Annotated in this window: 21 protein-coding genes; 12 read left to right on the forward strand and 9 right to left on the reverse strand. The window is 46.1% G+C overall.

Annotation, left to right across the window (positions count from 1 at the left end; all coding sequences use genetic code 11):
- Positions 1–17: 17 nt before the first annotated feature.
- From QUA23_RS15155 to hisC, 4 genes are all read left to right on the forward strand, one after another.
- On the forward strand, positions 18–1,298 hold the full coding sequence (locus tag QUA23_RS15155; protein ID WP_333076698.1) for an esterase-like activity of phytase family protein: 1,281 nt from the start codon (positions 18–20) through the stop codon (positions 1,296–1,298).
- 177 nt (positions 1,299–1,475) lie between these two features.
- The gene (locus QUA23_RS15160; RefSeq protein ID WP_333076699.1) at positions 1,476–2,327 is read left to right on the forward strand and encodes an alpha/beta hydrolase; all 852 of its coding nucleotides are present in this window, start codon (positions 1,476–1,478) and stop codon (positions 2,325–2,327) included.
- The gene (locus QUA23_RS15165) at positions 2,324–3,037 is read left to right on the forward strand and encodes a glycerophosphodiester phosphodiesterase family protein (RefSeq protein ID WP_333076700.1); all 714 of its coding nucleotides are present in this window, start codon (positions 2,324–2,326) and stop codon (positions 3,035–3,037) included. Before QUA23_RS15160 ends, QUA23_RS15165 begins: the two co-directional genes overlap by 4 nt.
- 72 nt (positions 3,038–3,109) lie before the next feature.
- Positions 3,110–4,156: a histidinol-phosphate transaminase gene (gene hisC / locus QUA23_RS15170; RefSeq protein ID WP_333076702.1), complete on the forward strand. Its 1,047-nt coding sequence runs from the start codon at positions 3,110–3,112 to the stop codon at positions 4,154–4,156.
- 89 nt (positions 4,157–4,245) lie between these two features.
- Here hisC and QUA23_RS15175 read toward each other — a convergent pair whose 3' ends face one another.
- The 7 genes from QUA23_RS15175 to QUA23_RS15205 form a co-directional block, all read right to left on the reverse strand.
- Entirely contained in the window at positions 4,246–4,716 is a 471-nt protein-coding gene (locus QUA23_RS15175; protein WP_333076703.1) for a type II toxin-antitoxin system VapC family toxin, read from the reverse strand.
- On the reverse strand, positions 4,710–5,027 hold the full coding sequence (locus tag QUA23_RS15180; RefSeq protein ID WP_333076704.1) for an antitoxin family protein: 318 nt from the start codon (positions 5,025–5,027) through the stop codon (positions 4,710–4,712). The genes QUA23_RS15175 and QUA23_RS15180 overlap by 7 nt, the downstream gene beginning before the upstream one ends.
- Positions 5,028–5,073: 46 nt before the next feature.
- A complete protein-coding gene (locus QUA23_RS15185; RefSeq protein ID WP_333076705.1) occupies positions 5,074–5,874 on the reverse strand; it encodes a class I SAM-dependent methyltransferase in 801 nt (266 codons plus the stop codon).
- Between the two features lie 142 nt (positions 5,875–6,016).
- A complete protein-coding gene (locus QUA23_RS15190) occupies positions 6,017–7,657 on the reverse strand; it encodes a 2-isopropylmalate synthase (RefSeq protein WP_333076706.1) in 1,641 nt (546 codons plus the stop codon).
- 188 nt (positions 7,658–7,845) lie between these two features.
- Positions 7,846–8,367: a LabA-like NYN domain-containing protein gene (locus QUA23_RS15195; RefSeq protein WP_006633075.1), complete on the reverse strand. Its 522-nt coding sequence runs from the start codon at positions 8,365–8,367 to the stop codon at positions 7,846–7,848.
- A gap of 337 nt (positions 8,368–8,704) precedes the next feature.
- Complete coding sequence (locus QUA23_RS15200; RefSeq protein ID WP_333038438.1) at positions 8,705–9,355, reverse strand: response regulator transcription factor; 651 nt, start codon at positions 9,353–9,355, stop codon at positions 8,705–8,707.
- A 649-nt stretch (positions 9,356–10,004) separates the two neighbouring features.
- The gene (locus QUA23_RS15205; protein ID WP_333076708.1) at positions 10,005–10,430 is read right to left on the reverse strand and encodes a ferredoxin; all 426 of its coding nucleotides are present in this window, start codon (positions 10,428–10,430) and stop codon (positions 10,005–10,007) included.
- A gap of 258 nt (positions 10,431–10,688) precedes the next feature.
- Here QUA23_RS15205 and groES point away from each other — a divergent pair, with 258 nt between their 5' ends.
- From groES to QUA23_RS15240, 7 genes are all read left to right on the forward strand, one after another.
- Positions 10,689–11,000, forward strand: coding sequence for a co-chaperone GroES (gene groES, locus QUA23_RS15210; protein ID WP_006633072.1), 312 nt, complete (start codon positions 10,689–10,691; stop codon positions 10,998–11,000).
- A 138-nt stretch (positions 11,001–11,138) separates the two neighbouring features.
- A complete protein-coding gene (gene groL / locus QUA23_RS15215; RefSeq protein ID WP_015174510.1) occupies positions 11,139–12,782 on the forward strand; it encodes a chaperonin GroEL in 1,644 nt (547 codons plus the stop codon).
- Between the two features lie 230 nt (positions 12,783–13,012).
- Positions 13,013–13,351, forward strand: coding sequence for a flavoredoxin (locus QUA23_RS15220; RefSeq protein ID WP_333076710.1), 339 nt, complete (start codon positions 13,013–13,015; stop codon positions 13,349–13,351).
- A 151-nt stretch (positions 13,352–13,502) separates the two neighbouring features.
- Complete coding sequence (locus QUA23_RS15225) at positions 13,503–13,763, forward strand: hypothetical protein (RefSeq protein ID WP_333076711.1); 261 nt, start codon at positions 13,503–13,505, stop codon at positions 13,761–13,763.
- Positions 13,764–13,965: 202 nt separating this feature from the next.
- Positions 13,966–14,133: a hypothetical protein gene (locus QUA23_RS15230; protein ID WP_333076712.1), complete on the forward strand. Its 168-nt coding sequence runs from the start codon at positions 13,966–13,968 to the stop codon at positions 14,131–14,133.
- 89 nt (positions 14,134–14,222) lie between these two features.
- Positions 14,223–14,882 carry a glutathione S-transferase family protein gene (locus QUA23_RS15235; protein WP_333076714.1) on the forward strand — a complete coding sequence of 220 codons (660 nt, stop codon included), beginning with the start codon at positions 14,223–14,225 and terminating at the stop codon, positions 14,880–14,882.
- Positions 14,882–15,310, forward strand: coding sequence for a hypothetical protein (locus QUA23_RS15240; protein WP_333076715.1), 429 nt, complete (start codon positions 14,882–14,884; stop codon positions 15,308–15,310). The genes QUA23_RS15235 and QUA23_RS15240 overlap by 1 nt, the downstream gene beginning before the upstream one ends.
- 259 nt (positions 15,311–15,569) lie before the next feature.
- Here QUA23_RS15240 and QUA23_RS15245 read toward each other — a convergent pair whose 3' ends face one another.
- The gene (locus QUA23_RS15245; protein ID WP_333076716.1) at positions 15,570–16,499 is read right to left on the reverse strand and encodes an SH3 domain-containing protein; all 930 of its coding nucleotides are present in this window, start codon (positions 16,497–16,499) and stop codon (positions 15,570–15,572) included.
- A 1,185-nt stretch (positions 16,500–17,684) separates the two neighbouring features.
- Here QUA23_RS15245 and QUA23_RS15250 point away from each other — a divergent pair.
- Entirely contained in the window at positions 17,685–18,539 is an 855-nt protein-coding gene (locus QUA23_RS15250) for a lysophospholipid acyltransferase family protein (protein WP_333076717.1), read from the forward strand.
- Positions 18,540–18,902: 363 nt separating this feature from the next.
- Here the strand turns inward: QUA23_RS15250 and QUA23_RS15255 are convergent, their stop codons facing one another.
- The gene (locus QUA23_RS15255) at positions 18,903–20,312 is read right to left on the reverse strand and encodes a 2-polyprenyl-6-methoxyphenol hydroxylase-like oxidoreductase (protein ID WP_333076718.1); all 1,410 of its coding nucleotides are present in this window, start codon (positions 20,310–20,312) and stop codon (positions 18,903–18,905) included.
- Between the last annotated feature and the right edge of the window lie 189 nt (positions 20,313–20,501).

Raw genomic sequence — 20,501 nt, forward strand, 5'->3', positions numbered from 1 at the left:
ACAAAACGGTATAAATTATGTCACAAAGATGGCACAAAAGCAAACTGTTCAACAACAGCAATAAAATAAATGTCACCGTGCTGAGCAATTGTTGGGATTTAAAGAGGCTGCGCGATCCTCTTCAAGGGCTTCGCCAACGTATTTTACGCTTATTTAGTCTAGCCCTAATTCTGTTAACTGTTTGCACAGCTTGCGCCCCCCCTCCCGCAGTTGCAAAAGACCGCTCTTTTCCAGAAATGTCTCTAGAATTTTTGGGCGAGTACGAATTGCCAAAAATCAATTTTGAAGGAGTACCAGTCGGCGGTTTGTCAGGAATTACCTACGACCCCAAAGGTATTACCGCAGTCACTTCCAAAGCTTATCGCTTTTACGCTCTTTCCGACGACCCCAGCGAAAACGGAGAAGCCAGATTTTACAGTCTCCGACTCGACATCACATCAAGCGATCCAGCAAATATCCGCCTGAAAAAGGTTACCGTTGAAGGCGTTACATCCCTCAAAAAAGCAGACGGTGAAACCTTCTCTTGGGGTTCCATCAATCCCGAAGGCATCGCCCTTTCTCCCCGCAATTCAGTATTTGTCGCCAGCGAAGGCGTTACTCATGTTGGCATCCCTCCTTTTCTCGGTGAATTTGACCTCCAAACAGGTCAAATGCGGGGAAAATTGCCGATACCAAAGCGCTATATTCCAGATGCCAGCGATGAAAAACAGCAGCAAGGAGTGGTCGACAATTTAGGTTTTGAATCTTTAACCATCGACCCAGAAACCTTTAGTCCGGGCGGTCTAGATCCGTTTCGTTTGTTTGCAGCTACGGAAGCGCCGTTAATGCAAGATTTAGACCCGGAACAGGAAAATAAACTCCGTCTTTTACATTATGTCATCGTCGATAAAACGCCGCAATTAGTATCGGAAAATCTTTACAAGTTAGACCAAGTTCCCATGACAGTTTTGAACGGTTTAACAGAATTAGTAACTGTCGGTGGCGGTCAGATTCTGAGTTTAGAACGTTCTTTTGGGCTTTCGGGATACGGCGCTATGATTTATCAAGTAGCGGTTGGGGCGGCTACAGATACTTCGAGAATCCAGAGTTTTAAAGGGCGAGTGGCAGTAGAACCTGTTAAGAAAAAGTTGCTGCTAGACTTAAGCCAACTCGGAATTCCGCTGTACAATTTAGAGGGGATGACCCTGGGCCCGCTCTTGCCAGATGGCAGCCAGAGTCTAGTTTTGGTCAGCGATGACAATTTTGATGAAGCGCAGAAAACTCAGTTTATCTTGTTGAGTTTGAAGGGCAAAGGTTAAGTTAGAAGGGCGGGCTAGAAGCCCACCCCACCCCACAAGAAGATTTATTCTTTGTGGAACAGGGATATTGCCTGTTTATGAAAACAGTAGAAGAAAATTAACTTTTTGTGGTACAGGCATCTTGCCTGTACATAAAAAAGTTAAATCAAATTTCTCCAACTATAAAAACCCCTAATCATGCCAATTCGTAACACTTTGCACCTGCCAGGAATGGAACTTTCATACCTAGAATGGAAGCCAGAAACAGGTAAAAAAGTTCCGCATTTGCTGTTGTTACACGGTTTAGCAGATAGTTCGTGTGTCTGGAATAGCTTGGGCAATTATTTCTCCAACCGCTATCATATTGTAGCGCCAGATATGCGCGGTCACGGAGAGAGTAGCAAACCGAAAACAGGCTATACTTTTGAAAGTGCGATCGCAGATTTAGAAGCTTTGATGGCACATCTCAACTGGTCTGACGCACACATTTTAGGACATTCTTGGACGGGAAAACTAGCAGCGATTTGGGCGAGGCAAAATCCCGATCGCTTTTGCAGTATGATTTTAGTAGACCCCATCTTCATCACCAAACTGCCCGCCGCGATGAAACTCACCCTGCCAATTGTTTACCGAAAATTAGACTGTCTCAAATGTGTGGGCCCGTTTGCGACTTTAGCCCAAGCAGAAGCAGCAGCAAAACAATCGGGAGAATACGCAGATTGGAGTCAGGTGCAGCAAATGGTATTCCAACACCAAATCGAACAAAAATCGGACGGAACTTGGGGCAGTAAATTTGCGATTGCAGCAAGAAATCAGATATTTGCAGAAGTGATGAAAGTTGCCGGTTTAACTGAAAATATTGAGATACAGACTTTGTTTGTACAGCCGGAAAAAGGCGTAAATCGCATGGCTTGGCAAATGCAGCCATACAATAGATACTTAAAAAATCTTACCGTTGCAAAAGTACCGGGGAATCACTGGTGTTTTTTGACTCAACCAGAAACTTTTAATCAAACTGTGGCAGATTTTTTAGAGGGTACAAGACAGTGAATGTAGAAATTATCGCACATCGGGGATTTTCGGCGATCGCCCCGGAGAATACTTTAGCAGCTTTTGAACTGGCGATCGCGCGTGGAGCTCATTCGATCGAATTTGACATCCAGCTATCCGCCGACAACGTACCAGTGATTTTTCACGATGCAACATTAGATAGAATCACTGGAGTTTCTGGCAAAGTTAGGGAAACAACCCTGTCTGAGTTGCAGACATTTAATGCAGGAAAATGGTTTAGCGATGAATTTTCACAAGAAAAAATTCCTACTTTAAAAGAATCATTAACCATACTCAAAAATGTTGGCAAATTTCTTTATTTTGATGTCAAACCTCACTGCGAGTGGTCTGACGCCGATGTCGCGGATTTTGTCAATACTTTGAAGGGCGAAGAAATCCAACACAAATGCGTTATTACCTCCTTTAACGCTGGATTTCTGGAACAAGTGCGGCGGCTATCTGGTGATTTGGCGATCGGACATATTGTTGCTAATCTAGAAGCATACAAAACTCAATTAGCTCAAGCTGTGGCACATCAGGATAATTTGATTAGCAGCCAGTACCGCGTGTTGCTGGATAACCCCGCACTAATTCAAGAAAGCCGGAGTCAGGGAGTTGACATTGTGGCGTGGACGGTGGACGATCGAGCAGATATGCAAAAGTTAGTTGATTTCGGTATAACGCGGATAGTCACTAATTGTTTGATATAATTTGTTTAACTTGATATCTTGCACCATTATCAAGAACGGGCAAGATGCCCGTTCCACAAACTCAATTAATAGATGAATTATTTTCGCAAAAACATCCACGAAATGTCTGGCTATGTGCCGGGGGAACAGCCACCGCTAGGCACAAAAATTATTAAACTAAATTCTAATGAAAATCCCTATCCGCCTTCTCCCAAAGCTTTAAAAGTGCTTCAGGAAATAGACGGAGAAATGCTGCGGCGCTATCCAGATCCAACTGGCAAAGTTTTCCGCATTGCTGCTAGTCAAGTTTTTGGAGTTGCTGACGATTGGATTGTTGTAGGTAACGGCAGCGACGATTTATTAAACTTGATAGTTCGCGCTGTGGGGGAATCAGGCAAACAGATTGTTTGTCCTGCGCCTACCTACGTCTTATACCGCACTTTGGCAGAAATTCAAGATGCAGAATTTGTTGAAGTTCCTTATCCCGACGACTACAAGTTACCAGTCGATTTGCTAATAGCAGCCCAAGGTGCAGTGACATTTGTAGCTTCGCCAAACAGTCCATCGGGAACAGCCATATCTGTTGCAGATTTGGAGAAGCTGGCTAAAGAGTTATCGGGTATTCTTGTTATCGACGAAGCTTATGTAGATTTCGCCGAAGAAAATGCTTTGAACTTGACAGGAAAGTACAGTAATGTTATAGTTTTGAGGACGCTTTCCAAAGGTTATTCCCTAGCAGGATTGAGGCTGGGTTTTGGCATAGCAAATCCGGCGCTGCTGGCAGAATTAAATAAAATCAAAGACAGCTATAATGTGGACGCTTTAGCCTATGCAGTGGCGGCGGGTGCGATCGCAGATCAAGACCACAAAATAGCCAACGCCGAAAAGATTAAGGCTTCCAGAGCAAAACTAGCCGTTAGCTTCCAGGAATTAGGCTTTGACGTTTGGCCCTCGCAAACCAACTTTTTGTTAGTGCGGCCACCAAACGGCGATGCAGAAAGAATTTATCAAACACTGAAAGTACGGGGAATATTGATTCGATACTTCAATCAGCCGCGATTAGAAGACAAATTGCGGATTAGTGTAGGTACGGAGGAACAGAATCAAATATTACTTAAAATTTTGAAAGAAATTCTCTAAATAACGATCGCACTAAAAGTAGTTTCTAGTAATGACTTTAGTCCTCTGATTTTTATGAGGACTTGGATTCCTGACTACACACAGCTTGATTACGGATAATTATTAGGATTATCAATCGCCAACCCTGCCGACTGAGCAATATCCAGCAATCTGTTGTCCGCCGAAACAAAAATCAGCCGAGTTTCTGGCTGGGAAAGGAGAGTAGTAGATTGAAAGCGCAAAGCCGAGGCTAACTGTACAGAATCATAAGCGCGCAGCGGATGTTGCATCACCAATTCGGTGGCTGTTTCTATCAAAGTTTGATCGACATCTATGACTCGGTATTCATTTTCAAAATCCTCCCTAACTTTTTGCCCAATTAAATCAAAGCGATCCGCAGACAAACTTCCATCCCGCAGACGGCGTGCAAAAGCGCTGTGTACCTCCACCCAAGTAATCTGGCTAATAACTAAATCGCTGTTTGTAGCAGGATCGGTAATCGATAAAATCCAGTCACTCCCTATTTCAGGCACGTATCGTTTGACTAAAGCGCTAGTATCCAGAAAATAAGCATTTACCACTGGCCGCGATCCTCGATAACAATTTCTGAGAGAGGCTTACCTGGTAGCGGTTCCATTTTTTGCATCAATCCGCGCCACTGCTGCGCGCGCTTGATTAATTCGGCTCGATCGAGCTTACCCTGCTTATTTGGCAAACGCACTAATCCTCGTACATCCATCAACTTAATCGCTTTTTCGCTATCGCCTTTAAGTTCTTCCGACGAAACTTCCGCTACAATTGTGATTTGCACAGTTTCCCCATCATTCAATGACAAAGGACTCAGAGGACGCAAAACCCCGTTTTCGTAGATAGCAGTAATAGTTTCTGGCATAATTAGCCTCTTAATTAAATGCTTTGACTTATTGTACTTCTTTTAATTACTTCGTTGCCACCACCGCCAAATTCCAAGCCAAGCGTTTCATCAAAGGCAACTTCTTCAACAACCCATCCAACCCTTCCAATCGAGAGTATTCCGGTTTCAATCTCTCTTGTTCAATGATAATCTTTTTCCAATAACGCTCCTCATTCGGATGCACTTTTTCGATTAAATAAAAGCGCAAAAAAATCCACAGCGATGTCAGCCAAAATGTATCATAAGCCGTCTCGGAAAACAAAGACTTGACAAAGTTCACAATATTAATATCCAAAGGAGTTTCATCCTCTGTCCGCACCTCAGTCGCCATCCTTCGGTAAACATTAATCACCGGATTATGCTTCATCGGGTCCCAAAAACAAGCCTTACCCCCAGGTTTTAGCACCCGGTGCATTTCGCGAATTGCCTTTTCAGGTTCCGGTAAATGGTGCAACAAATTAGAAGCGTAAACAATATCAAAACTGTTGTCCGGGAAATCCAGCGCCATTGCATTGACCGTGCAGCCGTCTATTTTGACGCCGTTTTTCTCAGCCAATTTTAGAGCAACTTCTACCATGCCCTGAGAATAGTCGGCAGCCACACAATCGGCGCCTTTTTTAGCAAAATAAACGCTGTTTTCTCCCGCGCCGCAGCCTAAATCTAACAGGCGTTTGCCTGTAATATCACCCATTTGCTGGACGATAAATCTATTTTCTGGGGCGGTACAAGCTTCAAAGTAATCATTGACTCGAATGCCGTCAATATCGATTGTGGATGCCCAAGCATCGTGGAATTGTCGCTCTTTTTTTAAAGTTTCGTCTTGCATTTTTCAAGAGTTGGTTATTAGTAAAAAAAGTAATTTTAAACCGCAGATAAACCCGGATTAAGGCAGATTAATTGAGATTTATCTGCTTCGATCTGGGTTCGTCTGCGGTTTGTTTCAAGAAAAATGGCTGACAACAAATTTATCAGCGCTGTGCTTTGGCAACCACTTGATTTCCGATCGCAGTTGGCTGTTCCGAGGATTTTTCAGTAGTATGCTGCAATGCCTGATACAGGCGATTTAAAGCGCTGATGTATGCTTCTGCAGACGCTACGATAATGTCGGTATTGGCTGAGTGACCGGAAAATACTTTGCCTTCGTGCCGCAAGCGAATTGTTACTTCGCCGATCGCATCTATGCCCGCTGTCACCGACTGTACAGAAAACTCGATCAACTCGTTGGGTACGTTTACCACCCGGTTAATTGCCCTGTAAATCGCGTCCACAGGCCCAGTGCCGATCGCAGCATCGGTCAATTCTTCGCCCGCCGGATTCCGCACAGTGACGGTTGCTGTCGGCCGGGATTTGTCACCACAAGAAACCTGTACCAATTCTAACCGGAACAGTTCCGGTGCTTGGTGCACTTCGTTATTGGCGATCGCCTCTAAATCCCAATCCGTAATCTCTTTTTTCTTGTCTGCCAAATCTTTAAACTTGACAAAAGCTTTATTTAGCTCATCGTCTGCCATTTCAAAACCTAACTCTTTCAAGCGAGTGTGAAATGCGTGGCGGCCGGATAATTTGCCCAAGACGATTTGATTTTCAGTTAAGCCGATCGACTCAGCGTCCATAATCTCGTATGTCCGCTTATTTTTGAGCACCCCGTCTTGGTGAATTCCCGACTCGTGAGCGAAAGCATTTGCTCCCACAATCGCCTTATTTGGCTGCACCAACATCCCCGTCAAATTGGAAACCAAGCGGGAAGTTTTGTAAATTTGGCGCGAGTCAATATTTGTCAGCGGTTCCTCAGAATCAGCAGGCCTGCCCAAGAACGGATTATAATATTGGCGCCGCACATAAAGCGCCATTACCAACTCTTCCAGAGCCGCATTTCCCGCCCGTTCGCCAATCCCGTTAATCGTGCATTCTAACTGTCTGGCGCCATTTTTCACGGCTTCCAAAAAGTTAGCAACAGCCAATCCTAAGTCATTGTGACCGTGAACCGAAATAATTGCGCGATCGATATTCGGCACATTTTCCTTAATTCCCCGAATCAAAGCCCCAAACTCGCTCGGAGTCGTGTAGCCGACAGTATCGGGAATATTAACAGTAGTCGCACCCGCTGCGATCGCCCGTTCTAGAACCTGATACAAAAACTCCGGTTCCGATCGACAAGCATCTTCCGGCGAAAACTCCACATCCTCCACAAAAGACTTAGCGTAAGCCACCATTTCCGGCACAATTTCCAGAACCTCAGCCCGCGTCTTTTTCAGCTTATACTCCAAGTGAATATCAGACGTAGCCAGAAACGTATGAATTCGCGAATTTACTGCGGGTTTGAGAGCCTCGGCTGCTTTTTTAATATCCTCCTTTCTCGCCCTCGCTAAACCGCAAATTGTCGGCCCATTTTCTGTGCCAACCGATCGGGCTATTTTTTGGACTGCCTCAAAATCTCCCGTGCTGGTGAAAGGGAAACCCGCTTCAATCACATCCACGCCCAATCTCGCTAACTGGCGAGCGATCGTCAGCTTTTCATCCACATTCAGAGATGCACCCGGAGATTGTTCTCCGTCGCGCAAAGTCGTATCGAAAATAATAATCCGGTCTTGACTTGGTTGAGTTTTCATAGCTCTAAAAAAGTGTTTTCCTGATTTTTACTTGTCCGTTTTTCTGGATTTTTAGCCTCCAGTCACCAGTCCCCTGTCTCGCGCCCATAACGAATAATTAATAACCCCTAACCCCTAACTAATGACTAATGACTAATAACTACTGACTAATGACTAATAACTACTGACTAATGACTAATGACTAATGACTAATAATCCATCTTCTCGATATGTTCCCTAATTTCATTTAGGTCTATATACCTATCTGTAGCATTTCGTAACTCTCTAGCAATCATTCCTTCGGTTGATACCACAGTAATATGAGTATTTTTCGAGCGGAGCAGTTCGATCGCCCGCTCAAAATCCCCATCCCCGCTAAACAGCACAACTTGGTCGTATTGATCCACGGTATTAAACATATCAACCACAATTTCTATGTCTAAATTAGCCTTTTGAGAATATCTGCCCGAAGCATCGTCGTAATATTCCTTAAGAATTTTAGTGCGAACCGTGTAACCTAGACTGATTAAAGCATCTCGAAATCCCCTTTGATCTTGGGGGTCTTTCAGACCCGTATACCAGAAAGCATTGATCAAGATGACATTCGGCTGCGAAGTTTTGAAATATTCGAGCACCCTGCGAGGATCAAAAAACCAGCCGTTCTTTTGTTGAGCGTAGAACATATTGTTCCCGTCCACAAAAATAGAAAGGCGGTTCATTAAGTTTGTCATAGAAACTTAGACCTAATAATTGTAGAAAGAAGTTAATCTAAATATCACATTTTAGCAACATGGAGCTAACTGAGGCAATAGATTAAACTTCAGAAAACTCCATCTCCCCAGTATTTCATATTTTCGGCTCTACCGCCAGAGGGTTCTTTTAACCCTCCTTGCATTTGAGCGAGGGGCTCTCACAAACTATACGCCTCGTAACTCAATACCGGCTGCCGTGTCAAGGTTAATGGCGCCTTCAAACTACCGCGCCCACCGCCCTACCGCCAATCAGGCATACCGAAACGCATAGCAGTAGATTTTGCTCCCCTGATTTCATAGCGCAGACTACCTCCGCTCAAGCCTTTTTGCTTTCAAGAGCCCAGCGAGCTAACTCTGTCCGGTTGTGCAGACCTGTTTTGCCCAGCATATTGCTGACGTGGCTCTCTATAGTGCGCTGGCTGACATTCATCACGTCTGCGATCTGGCGGTTTGCCATACCCTGGGCTAGCAACTGTACCACCTTTAACTCAGTGGGAGTCAATTCGACATTGCGGCGCGCCTTAATTTTTGGGCCACTCTCCATACCGGGATTTGAGTGGCGAATCAAGCGCGATGCTGCTTTCAGAGAAGATTCCACTTGGGCTACCAGTTCTTCTGGTTCAAAAGGCTTGACTATATAAACGTCAGCCCCAGTGCTCAAGCCTTTTACTCGGTCTGAACTTTGACCTTTTGCGGACAAGAAAAGAACCGGAATCCAGCTAGTGCGAGGGTCTTCCCTGATGTGTTTGACTAAAGTGTAGCCGTCCATTTCCGGCATCATCACGTCGCAGATAATCAAGTCGGGAACTTCTTGTTCTAGTTTTTCCAGAGCGTCTCTGCCGTTTTCTGCTGTAATGACGTTGTAACCCCGAAACTCCAAGTAGTCCTTGACGAGCAAGATCAAGTTGGGGTCGTCGTCAACCAGCATCAGCCGTTTTTGCTCTCCTGAATTATTGTCCTTTGTCATGTTTATTCCCGCTAAAGTATCCCGCACACTTCCTTGTTTTCACTTCTGTTTTTTCCGTCAGTCCCCCGCCACCAGGCTGGGAGTGGAGGACGACGGTCGGCTGAAGGGATGGCGGTGAGGGAAAGCGGGGCGGGTATTACCGCTTTCCAACCTATAATTGACGGCTGTTTGTCAGTGTCTTACGACCTGGAATGCAGCCCAAACCTGTAATGCACGATCGCCCTACCAAGATCAGCCTTGATTGATTGGAGACTCCCTAACAGAGCCCAAGTTAAATAGTTAATCTCGATCGGTTCAATTTCAGGTTAATGCCCCGGTTTTAAATGATACTTCTGATATAGAGAAATTTAAGCAGACTCCCTACTTACGTATTTAACTGCTTCTAGTGTAGTTTGGCAACCTGCTTAGTGTCTGCCACTGAGAAATTTTTGCACAAAATTTCACAGTTCCTCGGATAGATTTTTTTTACTGTACCTTTTGAGAAACACCAGGAACACGGGAAGCCGCACAAGTAAGACAAGAACCTAACTACAGTTTTATTGAACTGTAGCAGGTGCGATCGCCCGGACGCCAAACTGTCTCAAATTCTCACCCTTAACCTTAAATTTAACACTTTACCTATAACCCTGTACTTTAAACAGCGCTATACTTAAATGTTTGGCTGGGCCTCAGAAGGCACAGGCAAAGGATGAGTTAAGAAAGCGTATTCTTGAACGACCTTTGAGTTTAGGAGATGTTCCTGAATAATTCTCTCAATGACGGGTGGAGTAACGTCGCGATACCACACTCCGTCTGGATAGACTACCATAATCGGGCCAGACGCGCACACTCGCAGGCAATTGGCTTTCGTGCGAAAGACGCAGGTTGGTCGAGTGGCACTTGGCTTGTCCAACCCCAATTCTTGCAAGCGTTTTTTTAAGTAATTCCACGCCTCCAGACTGGTTTGCCGATCGCAGCACTTGGGCACGGTTTGGTCGGCACAGATAAAAATATGCCGCTCGATTCGATCGATGCCAAGGCTTTGGACGCAAGCACTCAAGCCTTGGCTGCAAGATTCCTCGTTATTTTCTGTCATTGTCTTCATCAATCAAAAGTAATTGGTTAGCGGTCGAAAGTCTTAACCACAGCCCCCGCTCCCCCCTCTCCTTGCCTCCAACTCATGCTCGGTTCGGGAACCCGTACTGACAACTAAGTTGCGATCGACCCTGACTAAAGCTAAATTAGCACTCAGGAGTCGAGAGTGCTAATATGTCAGTTGTAAGTAGTCCGCTGTTGCTTTCATCGTGACCCCTGACGACTGACTCACGACAATCTGTAATCTGGAGATTTATTTATGGCAGCAGTATCACTGAGTGTTTCTACCGTTAAACCGTTAGGCGAGCGCGTGTTCGTAAAAGTAAGCGCTAGCGAAGAAAAAACCGCCGGCGGCATCCTTCTGCCCGACACAGCGAAAGAAAAGCCCCAAGTAGGCGAAGTCGCGGCCGTGGGCCCTGGCAAGCGCAATGACGACGGCAGCCGCACTGAAATGGAAGTCAAAGTCGGCGACAAAGTTCTCTACTCGAAATACGCCGGCACCGACATCAAACTCGGCACAGACGAATACGTCTTGCTTGCAGAAAAAGACATTCTGGCGATCGTTAACTAATTAATCATCAGTCATCAGTCCTTAGTCATCAGTCATTAGTTTAAAGCGAACGCCGCCAAACAACTAATGACACGGGACAAATGACTAAAATCCATAATCCCCAATCCAAAATCTCAAACCCTCAAATCCCCAAAAACTATGGCTAAGCGTATCATCTACAACGAAAATGCACGTCGCGCCCTCGAACGCGGTATGGACATTCTGGCCGAAGCAGTGGCCGTAACCCTCGGCCCCAAAGGCCGTAACGTGGTTCTCGAAAAGAAATTCGGAGCTCCTCAGATCGTCAATGACGGTGTTACCATCGCCAAAGAAATCGAACTAGAAGACCACGTAGAAAATACAGGCGTTGCCCTGATCCGTCAAGCAGCTTCCAAAACCAACGACGCAGCAGGCGACGGTACCACAACTGCTACCGTTTTGGCTCACGCAATGGTCAAAGAAGGTCTGCGTAACGTAGCAGCTGGTGCAAATGCGATCGCCCTCAAGCGCGGTGTTGACAAAGCAACCACGTTTTTGGTAGAAAAAATTGCCGAACACGCCAAACAAGTAGAAGATTCCAAAGCCATCGCTCAAGTCGGCTCCATCTCTGCTGGTAACGACGATGAAGTCGGTCAAATGATTGCTAACGCAATGGACAAGGTGGGCAAAGAAGGCGTGATTTCCCTGGAAGAAGGGAAGTCTATGACCACCGAATTGGAAATCACCGAAGGGATGCGCTTCGACAAAGGCTACATTTCTCCCTACTTCGTCACCGACACCGAACGGATGGAAGCGATTCTGGAAGAACCGTTCATCTTGCTGACAGACAAGAAAATCGCTTTGGTACAAGATTTAGTACCCGTGCTCGAACAAGTAGCTCGTTCCGGCCGCCCGCTGTTGATCATTGCAGAAGACATTGAGAAAGAAGCTCTAGCTACCCTCGTTGTCAACAAACTGCGCGGTGTGTTGAATGTGACTGCTGTTAAAGCACCCGGTTTTGGCGATCGACGCAAAGCCATGTTAGAAGATATCGCCGTATTGACCGGCGGTCAACTAATCACCGAAGACGCCGGTTTGAAACTGGAAAACACCAAGCTCGACATGATCGGCAAAGCTCGCCGCATCACCATCACCAAAGACAGCACCACAATTGTTGCCGAAGGTAACGAAGCCGCCGTCAAGTCCCGCTGCGAACAAATTCGCCGTCAAATGGACGAAACCGAATCTTCCTACGACAAAGAGAAGCTGCAAGAACGTTTGGCCAAATTGGCTGGTGGCGTCGCAGTGATCAAAGTCGGCGCGGCTACCGAAACAGAAATGAAGGATCGCAAACTGCGTTTGGAAGATGCGATCAACGCAACCAAAGCTGCTGTCGAAGAAGGAATTGTTCCTGGTGGCGGTACAACTTTGGCTCACCTGACTCCTCAATTAGAAGAGTGGGCTAACAGCAGCCTGAAGGGCGAAGAATTGACCGGTGCTTTGATTGTGGCACGGGCTTTGGCTGCTCCTCTGAAGCGGATTGCTGAAAATGCTGGTTTGAATGGCGCTGTGATTGCTGAGCGCGTCAAAGAAAAGCCCTTCAACGTTGGTTTCAACGCAGCGACAAATGAGTTTGTCGATATGTTTGAAGCTGGTATCGTTGACCCTGCGAAGGTGACTCGTTCTGCTCTGCAAAATGCCGCATCTATTGCTGGTATGGTGCTGACAACCGAGTGTATCGTCGTTGACAAGCCTGAACCGAAGGATGGCGCTGCTGCGGCTGGCGCTGGCGGCGGCATGGGCGGCGGCGACTTCGATTACTAATCGATAGTTTGATAACTAATCGCTAGTTTGATGGGGCGGGCAATAATGTCCGCCCTGTTATATTTGGAAGTGCTTTTAGCGTACGCATGACTTTAACTCTGAAGATAAGTTAAATACTTTTTTCAGAGATATTAAATAATATTAATATATTTTTTTACTCAAAACGCCAGGTCACAACCTAATAGCCCAACCCTGCGGTGACATTAAAACTAGAAATTTTAATTTTGAACATGACTAAAACAAATTTAGAGATAATTCCCAACGAAGCCTTAGTAGTTCGTGGTGGTCGTAATCATCCAGAAGATATTCAACGGGCCATAGGAACCCACCCCAGCGGCATCACGGGAATTTCTGTAGAATGTGCAGTAGAATTGTCAGTAGCAGAATTAGCATTACCAATCCCTCATAGACAAGTTGGTGTTACCACAGTGGGTAAAGTTCGTTCCGAAGGTGGAGATGTGATCCGTACTTCTGGCAGAAGTTTAAATCATGCAACTCTGACTGGCTTAACACCAGAAAAAGCAAGTCTTCTGCTGATACCAACGATTCCTAACCCATCTAGGACTTAGGCAACTGGCACATAAATTACGGTGCGTCAGACCCTCAAACCCTGGTTATATTAATCCATCACTTCGTTTGACGCACCCTACAAGCTCATCTAAGTGAGTCAGTTGCGTAAATCCCCCCATCAAAAAATTCATCTTAAGTGTAGTAATAAATATGACTTCTCCTAGAATCTTTGCCGACTTTCATAATGCTGATAAACAGAGTCGCCTTCGTCTGAATTGTGTTGGTACAATTGAAGATTTAAGTCGCCAAAATATTAAATTGCAAAATGGTCAATTGCTCACCGTCTATAGTGAAGAATTAGAAGTGGATGGCGTGGTGCAATATTCTGAAGAGGAAAGTCTTTGGGTGGCCGTAATTAATTGGGAGGAAATTAGACAAGTAGACGATATGCTTCTTCAAGCAACCATCTAGTTAGGAATTTCTAAATATTCGTCATCAGGAAGGGAAATAAGATGAATCTATCATTTAAATATTTAATATTTATATTATAAAAGCCATTGAACATCAAATAAATGCCTATAAAGAACGTTGGCAAGTAATTGAAGATGTAGATGAGGATGAGGCTGCCGATATAGGGAATAATATTAAATTTTTAGAGCTTCTCCTTTCAGACATGACGACAAGTTTAGCTCAGAATACTGGACTGGAAAAGATCGCTTATGAAGAAGCGCTATCTGAAGCCATAGAAGTGACTTTTGCAGAGTGGGAAACTAGCGAGGCGATGACGGCGGAGGAAGCCTGTAAACGGAGCAGAGTAATTTCAGATCAAACTCTCGAATAACTTTGATTGAAGGCAGCAAAAACTGATCCGCCTAAGTGCATAATCAAAATGTGGCTTTTATTACCTATCAATAACCAGGCACACCAATTATGAACCTTTACCACAATCCCATTTCCCCCAACTCCCGCCGCGTGTGGATCGCCCTCCTAGAAAAAAACCTCGACTTTGAATTAATAGAAATCCACTTGGACGGCGATCACTTGCAGCCTGAGTTTGTCGCAATAAATCCTTTTCACCGCATCCCTGTTTTGGTCGATGATGACTTCACGGTCGTCGAGTCTCTAGCAATTCTTGACTATCTAGAAACGAAGTATCCCGAACCGGCAATGCTGCCAAAAGAACCGAAAGATTTGGCAGTTGTGAGGATGGTAGAATTGGTCACGGTTAACGAACTTCTACCGCAACTTTACCCCCTAGGCAGTGAAAAAATGGGACGGGGAACTCCCCAACCGCAGGAAATCGAAAAGGCTAAGGAAAAAGTCAATACTGTGCTGACATTCTTTGAAGGCTTGCTGGACGATCGCCCTTTTTTCGCTAGCAACACTGTTACCTTTGCCGAGTGCGTTGCCGGCACCGTCGTGCCCTTGCTATCTTGGGTTGGTGTGTCCCTAGACAGCTATCCTAAAATTCAAGCTTGGTGCGATCGACTAATGTCGCGTCCCTCATGGCAGCAAACTCAATTCACCGAGGCAGATATGGCGGCTTACGCATCTCGAAGACAAAAATTTCTGGCACAATCTCAAGCCTAATGAACCAATCAATTGTCAAGCGATCGCTCTTTTTCCTAGCTGTTTTCGCCTGCATCCAAATTCCCATCGCAGCAAAGGGGCAGCCCGCCACCCGATCGAACTACCAAGCAATTAACCCTAAACAGTTCCTTGCCGATCGCAAAATTACCGTCTCCAACCCCAAAGATATCGCAGCAAAACTTTTTAGCAGCGACCGAGAATCTGAAGGCAGAAAAAGCGACCAAATTTCAGTTGAATATCCCACGCGAGAAACAGCCGTAATTCTCCAAACCGTCGTCGGTTTAGCTGACGATTCTGTTGCTGGAATGCGGCACCGCATCGAACTCAGACTCAGGCAAAATAAGTGGGAAATTGTCTGGATTGGCCGACAATCCCAGTGTCAACCAAATCGCGGACACCAAGATTGGGCAAGCGGCCGCTGTCAGTAGAAAGGTCGATCGGCTTTTTGCTTAAATTCATTCATCCCGCGTGCGTTGCCAGGAACCAAGCTAGGACTTGACGCCACTCACGAAAAAAAGAAGCTGATAAAGATTGGCTACCGCTGCTTCCCGATAGAAATAAGTTATTCATTCGTAAGCAGCAGAAGCAGTCAGGGCTCGGCGTTGTTTCCTGCCTGCGCCACAATCTTAAAACTATTTTTGGTGTCGATCACTCTTTTAGTCAAAAAGAGCGATCGAACTCAGAATTTTACTTGCACATGATTAAATTGCCCGCCGAGATGAATCCCGCCACAGGGGCTGAAATCTCAACCCAATTGCGGTTTTCTCCATTCTTATCTTTCACTAACTGGAAATTTGGTACAAGCGTTACTTGACCGTTAGCAGGTACACCGCCTTTAACAGCAGAAGTCTTGGAAGGCTCGGTGCGGATAGCTAGACCCCTCGGCGCTACGCGAGGTTCTACTTGTCGGCACAGACTTACGGGGCCCGTTGCTGGTGCAGGCGCTGGTGCAGGCGCTGGTGCTGGTGCTGGCGCTGGTGCTGGTGCTGGTGCTGGTGCTGGTGCTGGCGCTGGTGCTGGTGCAGGCGCTGGCGCTGGCGCTGGTGCTGGTGCTGGTGCTGGTGCTGGTGCTGGTGCTGGTGCAGGCGCTGGCGCTGGTGCTGGCGCTGGTGCTGGTGCCGGTGTTGCTGCGGGTGCAGGTGCAGGCGCTGGTGCGGGTGCCGGTGCGGGTGCCGGTGCGGGACTTGGGGAAGGGGTTTGACTAATGGTGCACGAACCTAAATTACTTTCGTCGTTGGGATAGCCACTAGCTACATACCCTGTGACGGGAGCGGTAATTTGAATCCAGAGGCGACCGTCGGAGGCTTTAACCGAAGTAGCGCCTTGGGAGAGCGTTACCTGAGTGTTAAGTCCTACCCCGCCCACTCTAGGGGATTTGGGGTCTGGGTTCTGGCGAACGGTCAAACCTTCTTTGGGAGTGACTTTACGGCAAAGGTTGCCAGCCTGGGCTATTTGAAACGTGGCGCTATCTTCAAAGGAAATATTTTCCGCATCTTGACTGACAGTGGATGTTGATGGGGCGGCAACACCGATGGCATTCGCCTGCAAACTTCCGGCTACGATCGCGATCGCGCCGAGCAATGCAGCGGGTTTATTCCAGCAATTCAAGTTTTTCATCAGTTCAACTCCTCACTTAACCACAATCATTATCTTAATTGCAGGTCAATATAGCAAAAAATCGATTTGTCTTCCACCAAAAAGCTTTATATAACTTTTTTAGGACCACAAGTCAAGTTTTATTTATATTATTTAATGTTTGGTGAGTTGAGCGAAGACAAATAAAGCTGCTACGCCGATAAATGACTCATTATGGCAGAGCGGGGAAGGGAGAAGGCGAGAGTGTCCGAGTCGGGGAATGGGAGAGCGGGAAAGTCAAAACTCAACAGTTAACAGTTTAAATGCGGCACAGTTTGCTAGGAATCCAAGTCATCTGTTGTCCGCCAATATCTTGTCAGGTGTTCGTTAAACTATTTAGCTGTCAGTTGTTGTCGTTGAGTAATATAGGGCTACATTTCAGGTGAATTCTTGGCAGATTCGAGACCGAGATGGTGCTTGAGATGCTGCCAGATTCTGAGTGACAGGCGATTGGCGCGCTCGACCCCATCGTCGTACTGGGGTATCGGAAGCCGGATACAGTTCTTCGCTCTCCACTGTCGATCGTACCTTACTTAAACAGGACTTACGCACTCAACGCCGTTAAATCAAGGGTTTGAGATTGCTTCACTACTTTATCTCCCGACAGAAAATCGTAGTACGTGGGTAAGTCCTCTTAAAATTGTGGCAAACAGCACCAATCGCTCGCCTTGACCCGATGGCTGGCGTCAATTTGATAAAATCTTCCAAAACGGAAACTTATCGGCTTGAGACACAGTTGTGTTTTTGTCGCTAAAGCCGCCCCGCCATCAGCGACAGTTGCTGTAGCTGTTTGCAAACGGTTTTGTTCCTGTGGAGACAACCAGCACAAAACCTCCGAACAAAACCAGCCCGCTCAAATCAGAAACCAAATATTGGCGCCAATTCTGATTTAATTATATTGCTATAGCAACCGCACTCGATGTTTATGAGGTTTTCACTTGCTGAAACTAATGCGGTAGATTCCTTCGGAATGGGAGTATATTAATGATAAACAAAATCTTTTTTTTCGCAGGGCGAGGGCGATTAGCGCACACACAAGAAGAGGAAAAGCCTAACTAATCTCCTCCCTTATTCCTCCTTTCCCAAATAACTCAAGCCTTCTCTCTTCGAGAGTTAGAATTTTCTTCCTTCTGCTATATAATTATCGAAGCGTTAAATATTTTTGCAGTGACAAAAACTACTAACAAAAAAGACGGCAAACCCTCTAAATATCCCTTTGACGGTCTATCTTTAGACGATCGCAATCCCGACTTCATTAAGCTTCTGTTGCCAATCTGGGAATGGCTGTACCGCTACTATTTTCGCGTACAAAGCGACGGTTGGCACAATGTACCCCCAAACGGAAAAATGCTTGTTGTCGGTTCTCACAACGGGGGACTCGCCGCTCCCGATATGTTTATGTTCCTATACGAATGGTTCCGCAGGTACGGCACGGAACGCTTGGCCTACGGATTGATGCACCCCACGGTATGGAAGGTTTCCCCAGAGATTGCTAGCATGGGGGTTGAGTGTGGTGCCCTCCAGGCACATCCAAAAATGGCGATCGCAGCTTTGCGGAAAAATGCCGCAGTTCTCGTCTATCCGGGCGGCGCTCAAGATGTTTTTCGCCCCCACCATTTGCGCGATCAAATATACTTTGCGGGACGCAAGGGATTTATCAAATTAGCATTGCGAGAAGAAGTGCCAATTATACCAATTATATCGCACGGTGCCCACGATACTTTGATAGTTTTGGCAGATTTGTACGAACAAGCAAAGCAATTGCATGAATTGGGGATGCCGTGGCTATTTGGCATCGATCCAGTGGTATTGCCGGTGTATTTGGGATTGCCTTGGGGATTGAGTATTGGGCCTTTGCCAAACCTGCCTTTACCCGTGCAAATTCGGACTCGCGTGTGCGAACCAATTGTATTTGAGAAGTACGGTTCGGAGGCGGCGCGCGATCGCGATTATGTTGATGCTTGTTTCGAGCGAGTTACCACCCAAATGCAACAACAATTAGATTGTTTGGCTGGCAAGTGACAATTGCACAAGTCTAGATTATTCTAGGTGGCAGAAACCGATTTTTTTACGACAATATAGCGTGAAGCGCGAGGGATATGGGGCAAAAACCGGGTTTCTTGAGTCCTGTGGGTAAGTCGTGACTACAAACATTTTTTGAAATCAATCCACTAGATTTATTTCAAAAACCGACAATTGCGGTACTAAATCGGATTTTACCCATCTTAATTACGTGAAATACCAGAAAACCGCAGTCGCAAAAGTCACGCTTTTTATCATCCCGGTTCCAGGGAACATCATATCAGGTTAAATCAACGCAGATGAATAGGATTTCATCTGCGTTTATCTTCCTTCCTCGGCGGTGAAAAAATAGACTTGGCAAAACTAACCGGATTCTGTATAAACTCTCGATCTTAATTCTCCCTTCTGCCGAACGGTGACTAATTGCCCGATCGCCTTAAGCGCAATACTGGGAGAAAAAAGTACAGCCGGCGACTCAATCATGTGCAGAACTTCCAAAAATGCTTGACAAACTTTAGCATCTCCGACCAGCACTTTTAACACCAGATCCATGTAATCAATTGTCAGCCGCGTAGCAAGGTTTAGTTTTGCACCTTCACTTCCCCGATAGCGGGAATCCTGACTGATAGCAAACGTCCAAGGAATAGTGTGTAATTTTGCTAGTTTTTCTTGAAATTGTCGCCCAAAGCCTGTTAAATCGCCTTCTGGATACCGCTCTCTTTGCTTTTGCAAACATCCATCTAGCATCTGAGCATCCAGTGCAGCAACGGTCATTCCCTGGCCATAAACTGGGTTGAAAGCGCAAACTGCATGACCGATAACTGCCAAATTTTCAGGATAACGGGAGAGGCGATCGTAGTGTCGCAAACGATTTTCTGTACCTCGATAGCTATAAACTGGTGTGATGGCTTCTGCGTCTTTAATCGCATGATAAATTGTCGGGATTGGCAGACTGCGCGCAAATTCTACAAAACCTGCTTCGTCTGTGGGGGGATAATCGCGATCGCCCCTGGCGAAACCCACCAGCCAGCGATTGCCTTCGATCGGGAAAATTGCACCGCCGCAGGTGCGAAATGGCGGTGCTGGAGACACAAATACTGGCGCTGTGTCTGACAATTTACCGCTGCATTTATAGATGCGGCTGGCATAGCCGACAAAAGCATTGATAACGGTTTCTTGTGGAGGTTCATAGCCCAAACTTTTCAACCATTGAGGTGTTTTGGAAACTTTGCCACCAGCATCGACTACTAAATCTGCATACAAATTCTCTGCATGAATGTTACCCGGGTTGTGGCGATCGCGAAAACGCACCGATACACCAGCAATCTCCGCGCGCGAGGCCTTCGCCAGAAACCCCGTTACTGTGCCTCCTTCGAGGAAATGCACGTTCGTATTTTCAGCCAATCGGCGGCGAATTTGCCAATCCAGTAAATCCCGACTGAACATAATTAAATCATTTAGATCCGGGCTAAATTGCGGGGCCCAGCCCGCCGGACTAAACCACCCGATCGACTTCGGATTTAACCTAGGAGCACCAGCAGCTATCAGTTCGTTTTCCAAGCCGGGAAACAACTCTTCTAGGATGATTTTCCCCCGATTTAAAAGGATGTGAAGGTGACTGGATTGAGGAATCCCGGGGCGAGGTGCGGGTTGCTCAGGAAAAAAATCTCGTTCAACAATACTTACTCGGTCGAAGTGTTTTGCTAATACTCTAGAGGCCAACAGTCCTGCTAAACTCCCCCCAATAATAATTGCATGACTTTCTCGCTGCACTATCGAATTCCTTCAAAGCTAATTTGCTATGGCATTGGTTGATGAATAGGGAACAATCTGTCTGGGCTTCTGTGCCGACTCTTAATATCGATCGACCAAAGATTTTCCTCTGCCATTATTTTAATCCGACTTACCATTACTACCATCTATCTTGGATGCGCCACACCGCACCTTACTCATACCTGAGAA

The sequence above is a fragment of the Microcoleus sp. Pol1C5 genome (assembly GCF_036701115.1).
Classification (GTDB): domain Bacteria; phylum Cyanobacteriota; class Cyanobacteriia; order Cyanobacteriales; family Microcoleaceae; genus Microcoleus.

Coding starts and splice junctions, on each gene's coding strand:
- QUA23_RS15220 (WP_333076710.1), top strand. CDS start 13,013: ATGACTAAAACAAATTTAGAGATAATTCCCAACGAAGCCTTAGTAGTT.
- groL (WP_015174510.1), top strand. CDS start 11,139: ATGGCTAAGCGTATCATCTACAACGAAAATGCACGTCGCGCCCTCGAA.
- QUA23_RS15245 (WP_333076716.1), bottom strand. CDS start 16,499: ATGAAAAACTTGAATTGCTGGAATAAACCCGCTGCATTGCTCGGCGCG.
- QUA23_RS15185 (WP_333076705.1), bottom strand. CDS start 5,874: ATGCAAGACGAAACTTTAAAAAAAGAGCGACAATTCCACGATGCTTGG.
- QUA23_RS15180 (WP_333076704.1), bottom strand. CDS start 5,027: ATGCCAGAAACTATTACTGCTATCTACGAAAACGGGGTTTTGCGTCCT.
- QUA23_RS15235 (WP_333076714.1), top strand. CDS start 14,223: ATGAACCTTTACCACAATCCCATTTCCCCCAACTCCCGCCGCGTGTGG.
- groES (WP_006633072.1), top strand. CDS start 10,689: ATGGCAGCAGTATCACTGAGTGTTTCTACCGTTAAACCGTTAGGCGAG.
- QUA23_RS15195 (WP_006633075.1), bottom strand. CDS start 8,367: ATGACAAACTTAATGAACCGCCTTTCTATTTTTGTGGACGGGAACAAT.
- QUA23_RS15155 (WP_333076698.1), top strand. CDS start 18: ATGTCACAAAGATGGCACAAAAGCAAACTGTTCAACAACAGCAATAAA.
- QUA23_RS15205 (WP_333076708.1), bottom strand. CDS start 10,430: ATGACAGAAAATAACGAGGAATCTTGCAGCCAAGGCTTGAGTGCTTGC.
- QUA23_RS15190 (WP_333076706.1), bottom strand. CDS start 7,657: ATGAAAACTCAACCAAGTCAAGACCGGATTATTATTTTCGATACGACT.
- QUA23_RS15240 (WP_333076715.1), top strand. CDS start 14,882: ATGAACCAATCAATTGTCAAGCGATCGCTCTTTTTCCTAGCTGTTTTC.
- QUA23_RS15230 (WP_333076712.1), top strand. CDS start 13,966: ATGACGACAAGTTTAGCTCAGAATACTGGACTGGAAAAGATCGCTTAT.
- hisC (WP_333076702.1), top strand. CDS start 3,110: ATGAATTATTTTCGCAAAAACATCCACGAAATGTCTGGCTATGTGCCG.
- QUA23_RS15160 (WP_333076699.1), top strand. CDS start 1,476: ATGCCAATTCGTAACACTTTGCACCTGCCAGGAATGGAACTTTCATAC.
- QUA23_RS15200 (WP_333038438.1), bottom strand. CDS start 9,355: ATGACAAAGGACAATAATTCAGGAGAGCAAAAACGGCTGATGCTGGTT.
- QUA23_RS15225 (WP_333076711.1), top strand. CDS start 13,503: ATGACTTCTCCTAGAATCTTTGCCGACTTTCATAATGCTGATAAACAG.